The sequence below is a fragment of the Streptomyces tricolor genome (assembly GCF_002155905.1).
Taxonomy (GTDB): domain Bacteria; phylum Actinomycetota; class Actinomycetes; order Streptomycetales; family Streptomycetaceae; genus Streptomyces; species Streptomyces tricolor.
Genome location: NZ_MUMF01000117.1, coordinates 24087 through 36742 on the forward strand (window position 1 = coordinate 24087; position 12656 = coordinate 36742).

Consider the following 12656-nt stretch of genomic DNA (forward strand, 5'->3'; position numbering starts at 1 on the left):
AAACTCACAGCGACGCCGCCAGCGCGGCCGGCGCCCGCTCCACCAGCAGGTCACGGCGGAGGTAGAGGATCGCGCCGAGCTGCGCGTTCGTACCGACGTCCGCGCAGTCCAGGGAGACGTGCGTGTAGCCGTCGGACAGCTGCGCCGCGTCGACCTCGATCACGATGATCTGCTGGGACTCCGCGCTGGTGCCGGCGCCGCCGGGGTCGGCGATCGTGGCCGCCGCGGTCTGGGTGACCTTGGACCAGGTCTCGGTGCCCGCGAGCGTGGTCGCGGACTTGAGGTAGTAGTGGTCGATGACCGCCAGGTTCGACGTGGTCCCACCGGTGTTCGCGGTGTGCTGCTTCAGCGTGAACGTCGGGTCGTCACCCGCGGTGCCGGCGCCCTTGAACACGACGATCGTGAGACCGCCCGAGCCCTTGAGGGCGACGCGCTTGCCGGTGACGGCCGCGGTGGAGAGGTCGACGGGGGCCGCGCCGACGCAGACGTCAACGAGCCGCCCGAGTGCTTCCATTGCCATGGCTGTGCGTTCCTTTCCTACGCGCCCGGGTCAGGCGGCGAGCTTGACGATCGGGGACAGGGTGGAGCCGCCGTTGGCGGGGGTGATCGCGGACTGGAGCCAGGGGCGGCCGTCGACGCGCTCGATGATCCGGAAGGCGATCTCGTCGGTCTCGAAGTACCGCTCCTCGGACTGGCGGGCCTGCATGGCCTGCCGGTCACCGATGAGGTAGAACCCGAAGTCCACCAGGGACAGGTCGCCCGCGGAGCCGAGCGCGGGGACCTTCTCGGTGATGACGACGGGGCGGCCGAGGATGTTCATCGGCAGGTTGTCGATGGCCTGGCCGCCGGACAGCCACAGCGGCGGGGAGGCGATGCCGTCGGTGCCGCGGGTCATGGCGAGCTGGGCGAGCTGCGGGATCGCGGACGGGGACGCCAGCCACACGGCGCGGGACAGGGACTGCGGGAGCATCCGCGCGTACATGTTGACGACGTCGGCGAACTGGATCTGCGACGAGGTGGTGCGGGTCACGGAGATCGCGGCGTTGCCGTTGAGGACGCCGAGGGGCTTACCGACGCCGTCGCCGGTGAGGAACGCGGTGTCCTCGAAGAAGCTGAGGGCCTCGGGGAACATCTGGCCGATGAACGCGTCGAAGGACACGAGGCTGTCCTGCATCAGCTCGCTGGGGACCTTGGCGAAGCCGGTGAGCTTGCGGGCCTCCAGGACGATGCGGGAGAACCGGGCCTGCGACTCGGTGAGCTGGCCGGACTCCTCGGTCCAGTAGCCGACGATGCCGCCGTACACGCTGTTGACGTTGGTGGTGGAGTCGATCGCCGGGAACGGCACCCGGAGCGTCTCCATCGGGATGACGCGGGCGCGCGGCCGGACCACGGAGGTCTCCAGCGAGACGCGCAGCAGCTCGGAGCGCAGCGTCTCCGGGATGAGGTAACCGCCGTCGGACGGGATGTCGCTGGAGTAGTTCTTCAGCGAGGCGAGCTTGCCCGCGTCCTCGGCGTTCAGCTCGTTGCGGCGGGCGATGCTGCGGAACAGCTCGCCGGTGGAGTTGTACAGGCCGTCGAGCTTGGAGCCCTCGGCGGCCTGGTTGAACAGGCCGCGGCCCTGGAGCGAGGCGTCGACCGCCGCGTAGGGGTCGGGCTTCTTCGCGGCCATGTCGGGGCGCTTGATGTCCTGGCCGTTCTCCTTGAGGAAGTCGGCCATGCCCTTCTGAACGCCCTCGTCCACGAGGCGCTGGAGGTCGGTGCCCTCACCCTGCGCCCGGTTCGCGTAGGCGGTGATGAAGTTCTTCAGATCCTCGGGGGACGAGACGACGTCCTTGACCTGCTTGGGGTCCGCGAGCATCTCCGCCAGTTCGTCGGCGTTGCGCGGGATGGTGGGGGTTGCCACAGGTGCCTCCTTCTAGGCTTCCGTCGCCGCGCTGGACGACGCCGTGGTGGTGGTGAGGTTGGAGACCAGCACCGACCACGCGTCGGGCTCGTCCTGGATGAGGTGAGCGGTGAGTGCCGCCCACTCGTCTACGGGGTCGACGGCGGGGGCCTCGGGCTCCGGCTCGGTGAGCGCCACCAGTTCGGGGCCGGGCTCTCCCCGGTGCTCGACGGTGGCGACCGGCTCGACCGGCGTCGTGTCCTCAACGGGCCCGGGCTTGCTGGCCTTGCGGACCATGGCGCGCAGCTGCTCTACGAAGTCCTCGTCGAGGGTGGCGCCGATGTTGATGGTCAGCGTCGTCTGCTGCTCAGCCTCGGCCTTCGGCTCGGTCGGGCGGGGGCCGTGGTAGCCGTAGGCAGCGAGGTCGAACTGCTGCCTCATTTCGGGCTCACCGTCGCCCCGCTTGGGTGTCGGTACGACCTCGTCCGCGAGACCGGCCGCGACGGCCTCCTCAGCCGTGTACCAGGTCTCCTGCACCATGACCTGACGCCACTCGTCGCGGGTGCCGCCAGCGCGGGCCGCGTAAGCGTCCGCGATGTTCCCACTGATCTTGTCGAGAAGTTCGGCTGTCTCGCGGTGGTCGGCAGCGTTCCCGAACGTCAGGCCACTGGCATCGTGCAGCATCAGCATCGCGTTCGGCATCATCCGGACCCGGTCACCAGCCATTGCGATGACGCTGGCGATGGACGCGGCGATCCCGTCGACCTGCACGGTGACCTGAGCGGGGTGGGAGCGGAGCGCGTTGGCGATCGCAATGCCCTCATAGACCTGGCCGCCAGGGCTGTTGACCCTGAGGAGGATGTTCGGCGCGGTGATGCCCCGCAGGTCGTTGATGAACTCGTCCGCCGTGGCGCCGAGCCAACCGCCGACCTCGTCGTACAGCATGACCTCGGCCTCGTCCGCCGACGCCGCGTTGCTGATCCGGTACCACGAGCGGGCCTCAACACCGAGGCGTGCACGCTCGCGGTCGGCCTGCTCGCGCTGGCGCGCCTGGAGTGCGGCCAGCTTGGCGGGCACAGTGATCATTCGCCCTCTCCCTTCCGGCCACGCTTCACTACGCGGCACCTGCACTCGTTGCCGAACTCCGCGCCCTCGCAGTGCACATAGCCGGAGCCGCCCGGGTAGTCCCGGTAGGCCTGCGCCCGGTTGCGGTACGTCCGGCCGTCCTGCTCCGCGCACGGCTCGCACCGGTTGTCGTCGTCCTTCGTGACCACGACCCACCGCTGCGCCGCCTCGATGTCCTCACCCAGCAGGCCGGCCACGGCGTCGTCCCACGCGGCCGTCGGATCGGCCGGGGCCGGCGCAACCGGGCCAGGCCTGCCGACGAACGGGATCTCGGGGAGGCCTACGGCGGAGCAGGTGCCTGCCGCGTCGAACCCGGCCGCAACGAGCGCGGCGGCGGCGTTGGCGCGCGCGGTGAGTTGCTGGGCCTCGATCTCCGGGTCCGGCGGGGTCGGGGGCTCGTAGTCGAACTCCAGGCCCTCGCCGGTCGGCCCGTACATGGGCAGCAGTTCGAAGTTCAGCGCTGACTTGATCCGCTCCAGGCGGGGCACGGTCTGCTGCTCCGCGAACCAGCTCTTGGCCGCGAGCGCGGACGCGCGGTTGATGTCCTCGAAGTCACCGATGGCCGTCTTGCTGATGCCGTAGGCCTCGCGGATGCGGTCGGCGGTAGCGCCGCGCAGCTCCACGAACTGCATGTCCCGCTGGCTGATGGTGCGGTCGACCCACTTGCCGTGCTCCAGGATCGCCACACGGTGGGCGTTCCCGACGCCGCGGTGCTGCTCGTTCCACCGGTCCCGCAGCTCATCGAACTGGTCGTCGGACAGGGCCTGCGGGACCTCGATGATGCCGCCCGGCTGCGCGCTGTTGACGAAGAACGCGCGGGACCACTCGGAGGCGTACCGGCTGGTGTCCAGGTCTGGGAGGATCGACAGCACCGGGCTGAGGCCGCGGTACGGATCCATGGGGTTCGGCCGGCGCAGCTGGATGACCTCGTCCAGCTCCAGGCGTATCTGCTCTCCGTCCGGGCTGGTGTACATGTACCCGACGAGGAAGCGTTCCGGGTCCGGGACCGGGGTGATGCGGTCGGGGCGGACGGGCCACATCTCCAGCGGGATGTTCACGCCGGGGTGGCGGGCGATGACCCACCAGGCTTCGCCGGTGAGGTCGAAGTGCTGCTGGAAGGTCTCCACGAACTCCTGCCGCGGCATGAACTTGTTGGGTTTGCGCCACAGCTCCAGGGCCGCGTGGGAGGTGACCTCGACGCGGTCTTCCTTTCGGCCGGACTTGGCCTTGCGCCACAGCTTCCACTCCACCAGGGCGGTGGCATTCGAGGTGCGGTCCACGATGGCGAAGAGCGTGCCGACCGCGGACATCGCGCGCATCTGGCCTTCGGCGGTGCGGCTGCTGCCGAATACGGGGCCGTGGCTGGCGGAGCGAGAGGCGAAGGGGACCGGGGTCTGTACTGCGGTGCTGGCTCGGTTGAGGAGCGCGCCGAGGAGGGTCCGTGCCAACGCCCCTCCCGTTTCACTCGGTGCCGAACCACCGCCAGTTCAGGACGAAGCAGCCGATCCCTGCTGCGGCCAGGCCAGCGATCAGGTTCCACAGCATGGCGGAACCCGACAATAGGATGATCCCAGCCGTGTCAAGCAGAATCGGCGCCAACTTTCGCCACAGCGGCATCCACCTACGGAAGCGCTCGTTTCGACTGGTCATCGCGGCCTCACTGTTCGGGTGGCGGATTGTAGGAATCTCACATGTTCGCGTCGGGTGACTGGTCGTCGGCCCGGTACACCGCGACCCCGGACACGCCTTCCACGACCGCGACTTTCACGCCGGGCAGCACGGCCATCACCTCGTCGGCAATGCGCTTGAGGTCGTCATCACGCTGCGGCTTCTCGAAGCACAGGATCAATGTGTCCCCAGCGCGCACCATCGGAACGTTGCTGCACATCACAGCCACCTCACCTTCGTTCGTCCTTGCAGATCCCGCGCGGCGACCATGTACCGCGCGGCGTCCATCGAGTGGTCGTTGGCCTTGACCGGCTCCTCCTTCAGCCCGACCTGGTTGCCGGGCTTGACTGCCCAGACGTAGCCGGCGACTTCCTCAGCGAGGCCGATCGGGAGCGAGGCGGTGTCCATCTCGGGGTCTCGTTCCAGCAGGGCGTCCCGGAAGACGTACAGCCGCGCGCGTCCGTCGCCCTGCTGCTTGAGTCGGGCGGAGAACGCCTGGATGCCGTCCGAGACGCCCTTGTGCGCGGCCTGCGTACCCATGCCGAGCTTCCGTTCCAGGGTGGCGCGGTCTTCGGCGTCGTGGTCGGTGATGACCGCGCGCGGGCGCGGCTGGCCGGCGAGGAGCCGGTCGCGGATGACGTCGGCGTGGTCCTCCACCAGCATGCGGGTGCGGACCCACTCGCGCATGAGGTAGAGCCGGCCGTCGGGGTCCTCGGCCCAGAGTTGAGCGACGAATGGCGCTGTGTATCCGAAGTCGATCGTGACCCACCGCGTCCAGCCGGCGGGCACGTCGAACGGCTCGATGACGTGGACGGGTTCGGACCAGCTCTCGTACACCAGGCCTTCGGCGGCGGCCCAGATCCCGTCCCGGAAGCGGAGTCGGCGGACGCCGGTGAGGGCGTCGAGTTTGGCCATGTAGTCGACGCCGCGCTCGGTGAGCGTGCCGTCGGCGTTGACGTAGAGGGGGTTGTCGCGGTGCAGGCTGTGGATCATCCGCATGGTGCCGTCGTCGCACCGCTGCCTGATCCAGTGCTTCGGGTGGTCCGGGTTGCACGCGAGGATGATCTGCCGGTACGTCGGCGCGTTCCCACGGAGGCGGGTGATCAGGGTTTCCAGCGCCGTCAGGCTGATCTGCGTCGCCTCGTCCACGTAGATCCGGGAGAACTCCGTCGACAGGAACTTCTCCGGACGGTCCAGGCCGCCGACGAGGATCTCGGCGCCGTTCGCGAACTGGTACGCCGCCGGCTTCCTGGGGCTGCCGCCGAACCACTTCACCACGCCCTCGGCGAGCGCTGCCGGCGCGACCTGCTGCTCGAACGTGACGAGCGTGCTGCCGGTGAGGGAGGCGTGGGTCTGGCGGACGATCAGTGACCGGCAGCCGGGCACCATGAGGCTGGTGTAGAACGCCTTCTGCAGCATCGCCAAGGACTTGCCGGTGCCGGCCGGGCCGGCGATGCAGATCTCCTGGTCCCGCGCGGAGATCAACGTCTTCGCTCCGCCGCGCGGTTCGTACCGGACGACGGTCTGCGTCACGTGAGATCCTGCGGGTCGACTCCCACGATCTCGAACTTCACGCCGCCCGTGTGCTCGACCTTGGCCGGCTGCTTCAGGCCGTGGAGGTTCTGGTACTGGTCGCGGATGCGGAGCGCGGTCTGGATGGCTTGGAGGCGGGGGCCGTCGTCGGGGAGGGGTTTGCCGTCGTCGCCGTAGACGATGCGGCCGTGGGAGACGACGACGTGGTTCCGTTCGATGATCTCCAGTGCCATCAGGTAGAGGGCGTCGAGCTGCTCGGCCTCGGTCTGACGCAACTTGGTGACAGCGGGGAGGGCGACGTCCCTCTTGGCGGCCTGGATGCCGCGCCAGGCCTGGGAGCGGTCGTAGTAGCCGAAGCGGTCGGCGATCTCCTGGTAGGTGCAGCGGTGTTCGGCCCAGTAGGCGGCGGCTTCGGCGTCGCGGCGGACGTTGTCCATGCTGCGGACGAAGCGGTTTCGGCCGTCGCGGGGGCGTTCGCGGTGTTCGTAGTTGTCGGGGGTGTCGTCGTTGGCGGTCACGGCGGTGCCCCTCCCCTTGGTCGCGGTGTTACTGGTTGGCGTGGTTTGATGGTAACGATGCGCGTCAACCGGGTGGCGGCTCTGGGGGCAGCGCGCAGGACGAAGGCCCCGCACCGGTGGCGTGTGCGGGGCCTTCAGTTCGTTCGCGTTCAGGTGTTGCGGGTGACGGTGGCGTGCTCCCACACCCAGCCGTCCAACTCGTCGTGGTCGCCGGGGTTCACGAGGAGGCGGCCTGCCTTGTCACGAACGATGCGCCGGACCCGGACGGGCTGGCCGTTGCCGGTGTGGACGAGGTCGCCCACCTGGAAGTCGTCGGCGGGGATGCGAAGCTCGGTCATGGGGTTCGTCCTGTCGTGTCGGGCGGTCAGGCGGCGAGGGTCAGGCCCTGGTGCCGAGACGGACCCAGCCCGCGATCCGGGTCGACGAGAGCATGTCGTCGAAGTACTCGAACATCTCCTCGCGCGTCGGCGTCGGGTTGACTGCCTCGCAGTCGTAGGCGTGTCCGCAGTAGACGGTGCAGCAGCCGCAGCAGCCTCCGCACGTGCACGGGATGCCGCAGGGACAGTCGCATTGCCCGTCCTTACATCCCACGTCGAACGACTCATCGGCGCAGGTGATGGTCTCGTTCGTGACCTCGGTGGGGTTGGGGTGTCCGCTCACGGTGTGGTCCTTTCGGTGGCGGTGGGTTGAGCGTATGGCGGGGGTCAAGCGGCGAGGGCGGCCCCGCCGTGAGGTGGCGGGGCCGCTGAGGGGGCTGTCAGTCCTCGTAGTCCCAAGTGATGCCGCGGTCGTGCTCCGCGACGTGGGACGTGATGCCGTCGTCCCACTGGATGGCCTTGATGTCGTCGTGCTGGCCACCCACGGCGGTGATCGTGCCGCCGATCGTCTGGGTGCCGTCGTCGGTGAGGTAGCCGTAGACGCGGGTGTTGATCACGGGGTTTCTCCTGAGGTTCGTAGCGCGCGGCGGATGGTCAGGCGGCGAGGGCGAGGCGGGCGGCGGCGGTGCGGTAGGCGGGCTTGCGGGGGCGGTAGATGACGGCGATGCGGGCGACCTCGGCCGGCGTGTAGCGGGTGCACTGGCGGGCGCGGCCGTGGGTGTAGCTGACGGAGGGGGTGCCGGTGACGCCCGCCTTTTCCGCGTTCTTGCGGAGGCTGCCGGCGACGGTGCGGGCTTCGCGGGGGGTGAGGCCGGCGGCGATGCAGTGGGTGGCGAGGGTGGCCACGCCCTGGCGGCGGATCTTGGCGGCGGCGCGGTGGGTACGGGCGCGGGCCTTGAGGGTGGCGCGGCGGGTGCGGTTGGCGGCGATCATCTCGGGTCCCCCTCGTTCGGTGCGTGTATATGCACTGTAGACCCTGGTGTATATGCACGGCAAGCCCTATGGTGGAACTCATGCATATACACCCCTACGATGGCCCCATGGCCAAGCAGAACACCGAGCGGCACACCCCGATGCGCCCCATCCGCATCCCCGACGACGAGTGGGAAGCCCTCGGGGAGGCCGTCGGCGACCGAAACCGCGCCCGGCTGATCCGCGAGTACATTCGCTGGCATCTCCGCTGGCCGGGGAACAAGCAGCCCGAACGCGCGCCAGAACAGATCGGCGGCCCCGGCATCACCAGCAAGAACGAGGAGCAAAGCGCATGAGCGAGAGCGTCGACCCCAGCGAACTCGGCGACAGCATCCGTAAAGCGACCCAGGCGATGCAGCAGCTCACCGACACCTTCAATGCGGGCGTAGCGCAAGACGTGGCCGAGCACCCGGATCTGGCCGAGTTGAACGTTCAGATGGACGGCTTCTACGGGGACCCGGCTCACCCGGACGAGGAGACGCCCGCATGAACGCACGGGACAGGCTGCTCGCCTATCTACGCCAGACGGGGCTGAGCACGGCGCGCGCCGAGGCCAACCTCAACGCCTTTGCGCACGAGCTGGCCGAGCAGCAGCGGGCCGTGGACTTCGACTGGTACGAAGAGCACGCGGAGGGAGCAGTCATGGCGCGCGACTACCTCGCCGACCTCATCGACCCGCACGTGCGCCCGGCGAGCAGCGAGGAGAAGACCGCATGAACGACGAGGAGTTCCAGGAGCTGCGCGCCCACGTCCGACAGGCGATCCTCACGGCCTACGACCTGCCGAAGGAACTCACCGACGCGTGGGCGGCGAACCATCCGGTGAGCGCGGGCCCGGTGCGCCCGGACGAGGAGCCCACGTGAGCGCCCGCCCGCCGCTGATCACCGACCACTGGTTCCGGCCCGGCCCCGTCCGCCCCGACGGATCGGACGGCTACTGGATCTGCGACCGCTGCGGCCAGCACCGGGGCGACCACCTCCAAGTCGAGGGCCACTGGCTGAAGCCGCTGCACACCTTCGTTCCTCAGGCGAAGTGGCGGCCATCGCACTGCCGGACCTGCGGCCGGGAGCGACGCCACACCACGCACACCCCGTGGCTGTGGGAGCAGCTGGAGCCCACCGCATGACGACGGCCCCGCCCGGACGGATTCCCGGTGCGGGGCCGCTGCACGTCCGAACTACGGCGCCGTCGTACTCTCCGCCGCCAACTGCTGCTCAACAGCGTCGATCGCCGCTTGCAATTCAGCATCCGACAGATCGCCGCACGCCTCGTACCCCGACGTGGCATCGATCTCCTCGGTGCTATCCAGCAACTCCGCCTTGATCCACGTTCGACACTCCGGAGAAACACCTGCCAGCGCCGACGCGTCACCCAGCTGCTTCCCCAGCGCGTCCCGGCCCTTCTTGTTGGCCGCCTGCAACGCGTCCATGTAGTCGTCCGGCGACAGGTCCACGCACTCTGGCGCACCGTCTCCCTCATCCTTCCCGGCGACAATCGCGTCCGTACACGCGGCAATCTGATCCGCGACCGACTTCGACGCGGGCGCCGACGGCGTTACGGACGGAGCGCGGAACGGCTTCGAGTCGCCGCTGCTGGAGTTGGAGCAGCCGGCCAGCGCGAGCGCGGCGGCGAGCAGGATGGTGGCGGTGGTGCGGCGGCGCATGATCCCCCCGGGTGGTGGTGGCGTTCGCCGCATCATCCGCCCGCGTGTGAACCACGTGAAGGGATCGTCACCACTCTGTGACCCTGATCCGCTCGAACCGGTAGCCGCCCCCTTCCGGTAACGGCACACTGCTGCTCATGGCGATCAGGTACGGAGTCCAGGCCGACACCCGCGACGAATGCATGCGGGCCCTCACAGAGCTGTGCGAACGGCTCGGCGCACGGCCAGCCACACTACCCACCGACAGCCTCGGTAACGGGTGGCTCGCCCGCGCCGTCGCCACCCCGCCGGCCGATCGCGAACCGGAGCCCGGGCAGCAGTAGACCCCGCCGACGGGGGAACGGCGGGGTCTCACAGGGGGCGCAACCGTGGCCCTCACCAACAGGTGCACGACCAGTGTCGCAGGGCTGTCAACTCACCGCCCCCAGCAGTTCGATACGAGCGCCACGATCAAGAACAGCACGAACAGGAACGATCCCGACGGCAGGCACCCGTCACCGCGCGCCGCATCGTGCACCTGCCGCACGCCGTCCCCTGCCGCCGGCGCCAGCCCCCCGTGCTCCGAAGCCCGGTGCTCCTCCTGCTCCAGCTCGGCGTCGGTACGGCGGTCATGCCGCTCGGGGGATCTCGCCTTGCACTGCTGGCACTGGTACTCGTACGGCATCACGGCCTCCTGGGTGGGTCAGTTGGGGAGTGTAGGAGGCGTAGCTACGTCTGTAGCAGCGTCTGCTACATCGCAGGTCACGGCCGTAGTAGCGGGGTTGCTACGCGCCTTTGAGAGGGGCGCGAGAGCGGTCGGGGAGCGGGCCTCCAACCATGCTTGCAGATCGTCCCGGTGCACCCCTCGGTTGACCCTCCCAGCAGCATCTCGGACAGAAGCCCGGACGGGGATCTGGCGGCGGTCGAGAGCGGCGGTCACGTCGGCGGTCGTGCAGGTGGTGTCGAGGCCCTCTTGGTGAAGGTGGTGGACGACGGTCTTCAGGTGCACACCGGGGGCATCGCCGATGAGGGCCTGGAGGATGCCCGGGAGGGGATCCTCGGGAGGCTCAGCCGGCGGGTCCTCCTCTGCCTGATCGGCCGATTCGGAGCCCGCCTTCGGGGCGTGTAGAAGGGCTGCCGCGCACCAGCCGATGACCAGCCAGATCACCCAGGATCGGTAGCGGGCCGCAACGTACACGACGGCCAGCCCGCCGACGGCTACCGGCTTCCAACCGAATCGGCCAACGAGCCGCAGCAGGAGCACGTGCGAGCCCGCACCGACTGGCCCGAGCAGGGCCAGCACGGCGCGGACGCGGTCAGCGACAGGGCGGATCATCAGGACACCTGCTGCCCGATGTTGGCGATGGTCTGCGACAGGGTGCCCCACAAGCCACCAGCACCAGACGCTGCGTACCAGAACACGATGCCGAGGATCGCGACCTGCTTAGTGGTGAGCTTCTTGAACAGGATGATGATCGCCAGGGTGAGGGCGATCGCAGGCATCGTGATGCCGGGCATGACGCCCTGGGCGGCCTTGAGGAGGCTGCCGACCAGGTCGGGGACCATCTTGAAGACCCCTCCGGCCGCGGCGTAGGCGGAGCCGGCGAGCATGCCGCCGATCAGGCAGGGCCACCAGCCGAGGGGTTTGACCTTGCCGCCGCCTTTGATGCCGACGAGGAGGAGGACGGTCATGACGACGGCGAGCCCGACGATGCCGAGGTTGCCGAACACGCTGCTCACAGGGGGTTCCTTACGAGTTCGGGGCGTACAGCAGTACGCCGAGGGCGATGGAGGAGGCGGGGACCGCGGCCAGCCAGGCGATGGGCCACCACCAGCCGCGGGTGCGCCGGTACAAGGCGACCGCACCAAGACCGAGGGCGTAGCAGGTGATGGACTGCGGGTTCACCCAGCGGTCGGCGGCGATCCACGCGGTCACGCTGGTGGCCCAACCGGTGATGCCGAGGCCCCAGCCGAACGCTGCGGCGGTGCCGTGGTAGACGAGCCAGCGCAGCCGAGGGCTGATGCCGGCCCAGGCGTCAAGGAGGGATTGCTGGGGGTGTCGGCGCCCGGCCGTGCCGGGAGGTGCAGGGCTGTGTTGCGGCTGCTGCGCGGGGGCCAGGGCGGGGGGCTGCGGCGTGGTGTTCGAGCTGGTGGGTGCCGTGTTCGCCTGGGGGTTCGTCGCCTGTTCGCTGTCCTGTTTGGGCAGGTGATCGGGCTTATTCTCCCACCAGTTCGGCAGGCGCGGCGCGGGCCGCCGTTCCACCTCAGGGCTGGGTTGTTCCTCGTCGGCGTACAGCTCGTCCCACCACGCATCGGACGGGTCGCCCGCAGACGCCGGCACTGGCTTAGTGACCAGTGCACTCGGCGGTGCGGCGTCCGGTCCGACGCCCATACGGACGAGGAGGGCACGGATGTGGCGCTCGTCTGCGCCTTGGCTGGACATACGACGGTCCTCACGGGTCGGATGAAGCAGGTCGGGTCTGCTCGCCGGGTCTGCACGAGGTCTGCTCGCCGGTCACTCGCCGTCCCTGGGGTGACTGCGTCCGGCAGTCGCAGCAAGGGCCAGACCCAGATGGTGCTGGCCTTCACTGGTGGTGCCGGACGCTGGTCACTCGCTGACGGGCGTCTCTTCATTCGTCAGCAGGTCGGCCCACACACGGCGGACGCGCTCCTCGCTTCCGACGAACCCACGGTCGCGGAAGTCGCTGCGGGCCTGTCGGTAGGAGCGGGGCGGGTCGTCGGTGTAGCGCAGGTAGCGCAGGACGACGTCGAGTTGCTCGTCGGTGAGGGGCTCGCCCGGCACGGGGGTCGGGACGCTTGCGACGGCGGCGAGGTCGGCGAGCGTGACGGGGTGTACCGGGGGCGTGTCGGCCGTGCCGGTCATCGTGTCGGCGTGGGTGTTGACCTGCGTGTCGGTGTCCGTCACGGGCTGCGGGGCG

General features: G+C 69.3%; 21 protein-coding genes and 1 pseudogene. 5 read left to right on the forward strand and 17 right to left on the reverse strand.

Going from position 1 to position 12656, the window contains the following annotated elements; genetic code table 11:
- Positions 1-4: 4 nt before the first annotated feature.
- The 12 genes from CCN44_RS44335 to CCN44_RS10075 form a co-directional block, all read right to left on the reverse strand.
- A complete protein-coding gene (locus CCN44_RS44335; RefSeq protein WP_158103081.1) occupies positions 5-520 on the reverse strand; it encodes a hypothetical protein in 516 nt (171 codons plus the stop codon).
- 30 nt (positions 521-550) lie between these two features.
- Positions 551-1903, reverse strand: a complete 1353-nt coding sequence (locus tag CCN44_RS10035) for a phage major capsid protein (protein ID WP_086697416.1) — start codon at positions 1901-1903, stop codon at positions 551-553.
- 12 nt (positions 1904-1915) lie between these two features.
- Complete coding sequence (locus CCN44_RS10040; RefSeq protein ID WP_086697417.1) at positions 1916-2968, reverse strand: head maturation protease, ClpP-related; 1053 nt, start codon at positions 2966-2968, stop codon at positions 1916-1918.
- Positions 2965-4455: a phage portal protein gene (locus tag CCN44_RS10045; protein ID WP_086697418.1), complete on the reverse strand. Its 1491-nt coding sequence runs from the start codon at positions 4453-4455 to the stop codon at positions 2965-2967. Before CCN44_RS10045 ends, CCN44_RS10040 begins: the two co-directional genes overlap by 4 nt.
- Positions 4456-4468: 13 nt before the next feature.
- Positions 4469-4657, reverse strand: a complete 189-nt coding sequence (locus CCN44_RS43970) for a hypothetical protein (protein ID WP_143649669.1) — start codon at positions 4655-4657, stop codon at positions 4469-4471.
- A 37-nt stretch (positions 4658-4694) separates the two neighbouring features.
- Positions 4695-4895: a hypothetical protein gene (locus tag CCN44_RS10050; protein WP_143649671.1), complete on the reverse strand. Its 201-nt coding sequence runs from the start codon at positions 4893-4895 to the stop codon at positions 4695-4697.
- The gene (locus tag CCN44_RS10055) at positions 4895-6208 is read right to left on the reverse strand and encodes a phage terminase large subunit (RefSeq protein ID WP_086697420.1); all 1314 of its coding nucleotides are present in this window, start codon (positions 6206-6208) and stop codon (positions 4895-4897) included. The genes CCN44_RS10050 and CCN44_RS10055 overlap by 1 nt, the downstream gene beginning before the upstream one ends.
- Positions 6205-6726: a hypothetical protein gene (locus CCN44_RS10060; protein WP_086697421.1), complete on the reverse strand. Its 522-nt coding sequence runs from the start codon at positions 6724-6726 to the stop codon at positions 6205-6207. Before CCN44_RS10060 ends, CCN44_RS10055 begins: the two co-directional genes overlap by 4 nt.
- A 149-nt stretch (positions 6727-6875) precedes the next feature.
- A complete protein-coding gene (locus CCN44_RS10065; RefSeq protein WP_086697422.1) occupies positions 6876-7064 on the reverse strand; it encodes a hypothetical protein in 189 nt (62 codons plus the stop codon).
- A 40-nt stretch (positions 7065-7104) separates the two neighbouring features.
- Entirely contained in the window at positions 7105-7386 is a 282-nt protein-coding gene (locus CCN44_RS10070) for a hypothetical protein (RefSeq protein ID WP_086697423.1), read from the reverse strand.
- A gap of 97 nt (positions 7387-7483) precedes the next feature.
- Entirely contained in the window at positions 7484-7660 is a 177-nt protein-coding gene (locus tag CCN44_RS44340; protein ID WP_158103082.1) for a hypothetical protein, read from the reverse strand.
- Positions 7661-7697: 37 nt separating this feature from the next.
- A complete protein-coding gene (locus CCN44_RS10075; protein ID WP_086697424.1) occupies positions 7698-8036 on the reverse strand; it encodes a hypothetical protein in 339 nt (112 codons plus the stop codon).
- A 107-nt stretch (positions 8037-8143) separates the two neighbouring features.
- Between CCN44_RS10075 and CCN44_RS10080 the strand changes: the two genes are divergently transcribed.
- From CCN44_RS10080 to CCN44_RS10095, 5 genes are read left to right on the forward strand one after another with little or no spacing between them, the layout of a single operon-like run.
- A complete protein-coding gene (locus CCN44_RS10080) occupies positions 8144-8371 on the forward strand; it encodes a hypothetical protein (RefSeq protein ID WP_086697425.1) in 228 nt (75 codons plus the stop codon).
- Positions 8368-8565: a hypothetical protein gene (locus CCN44_RS10085; RefSeq protein ID WP_086697426.1), complete on the forward strand. Its 198-nt coding sequence runs from the start codon at positions 8368-8370 to the stop codon at positions 8563-8565. The genes CCN44_RS10080 and CCN44_RS10085 overlap by 4 nt, the downstream gene beginning before the upstream one ends.
- Entirely contained in the window at positions 8562-8792 is a 231-nt protein-coding gene (locus tag CCN44_RS10090) for a hypothetical protein (protein ID WP_086697427.1), read from the forward strand. The genes CCN44_RS10085 and CCN44_RS10090 overlap by 4 nt, the downstream gene beginning before the upstream one ends.
- Positions 8789-8938 carry a hypothetical protein gene (locus CCN44_RS44345; RefSeq protein WP_158103083.1) on the forward strand — a complete coding sequence of 50 codons (150 nt, stop codon included), beginning with the start codon at positions 8789-8791 and terminating at the stop codon, positions 8936-8938. The genes CCN44_RS10090 and CCN44_RS44345 overlap by 4 nt, the downstream gene beginning before the upstream one ends.
- On the forward strand, positions 8935-9201 hold the full coding sequence (locus tag CCN44_RS10095; protein WP_086697428.1) for a hypothetical protein: 267 nt from the start codon (positions 8935-8937) through the stop codon (positions 9199-9201). The genes CCN44_RS44345 and CCN44_RS10095 overlap by 4 nt, the downstream gene beginning before the upstream one ends.
- Before the next feature lie 51 nt (positions 9202-9252).
- On the opposite strand, the gene CCN44_RS10100 is transcribed toward CCN44_RS10095, so the two are convergent.
- The 5 genes and pseudogenes from CCN44_RS10100 to CCN44_RS10125 form a co-directional block, all read right to left on the reverse strand.
- On the reverse strand, positions 9253-9738 hold the full coding sequence (locus CCN44_RS10100) for a hypothetical protein (protein WP_086697429.1): 486 nt from the start codon (positions 9736-9738) through the stop codon (positions 9253-9255).
- A gap of 415 nt (positions 9739-10153) precedes the next feature.
- Entirely contained in the window at positions 10154-10402 is a 249-nt protein-coding gene (locus CCN44_RS10105) for a hypothetical protein (RefSeq protein WP_086697430.1), read from the reverse strand.
- A 650-nt stretch (positions 10403-11052) separates the two neighbouring features.
- Complete coding sequence (locus CCN44_RS10115) at positions 11053-11457, reverse strand: hypothetical protein (protein ID WP_086697432.1); 405 nt, start codon at positions 11455-11457, stop codon at positions 11053-11055.
- A 10-nt stretch (positions 11458-11467) separates the two neighbouring features.
- Entirely contained in the window at positions 11468-12058 is a 591-nt protein-coding gene (locus CCN44_RS10120; protein WP_143649673.1) for a hypothetical protein, read from the reverse strand.
- A 267-nt stretch (positions 12059-12325) separates the two neighbouring features.
- Positions 12326-12656: pseudogene (locus CCN44_RS10125) on the reverse strand (hypothetical protein); the annotation flags it as partial.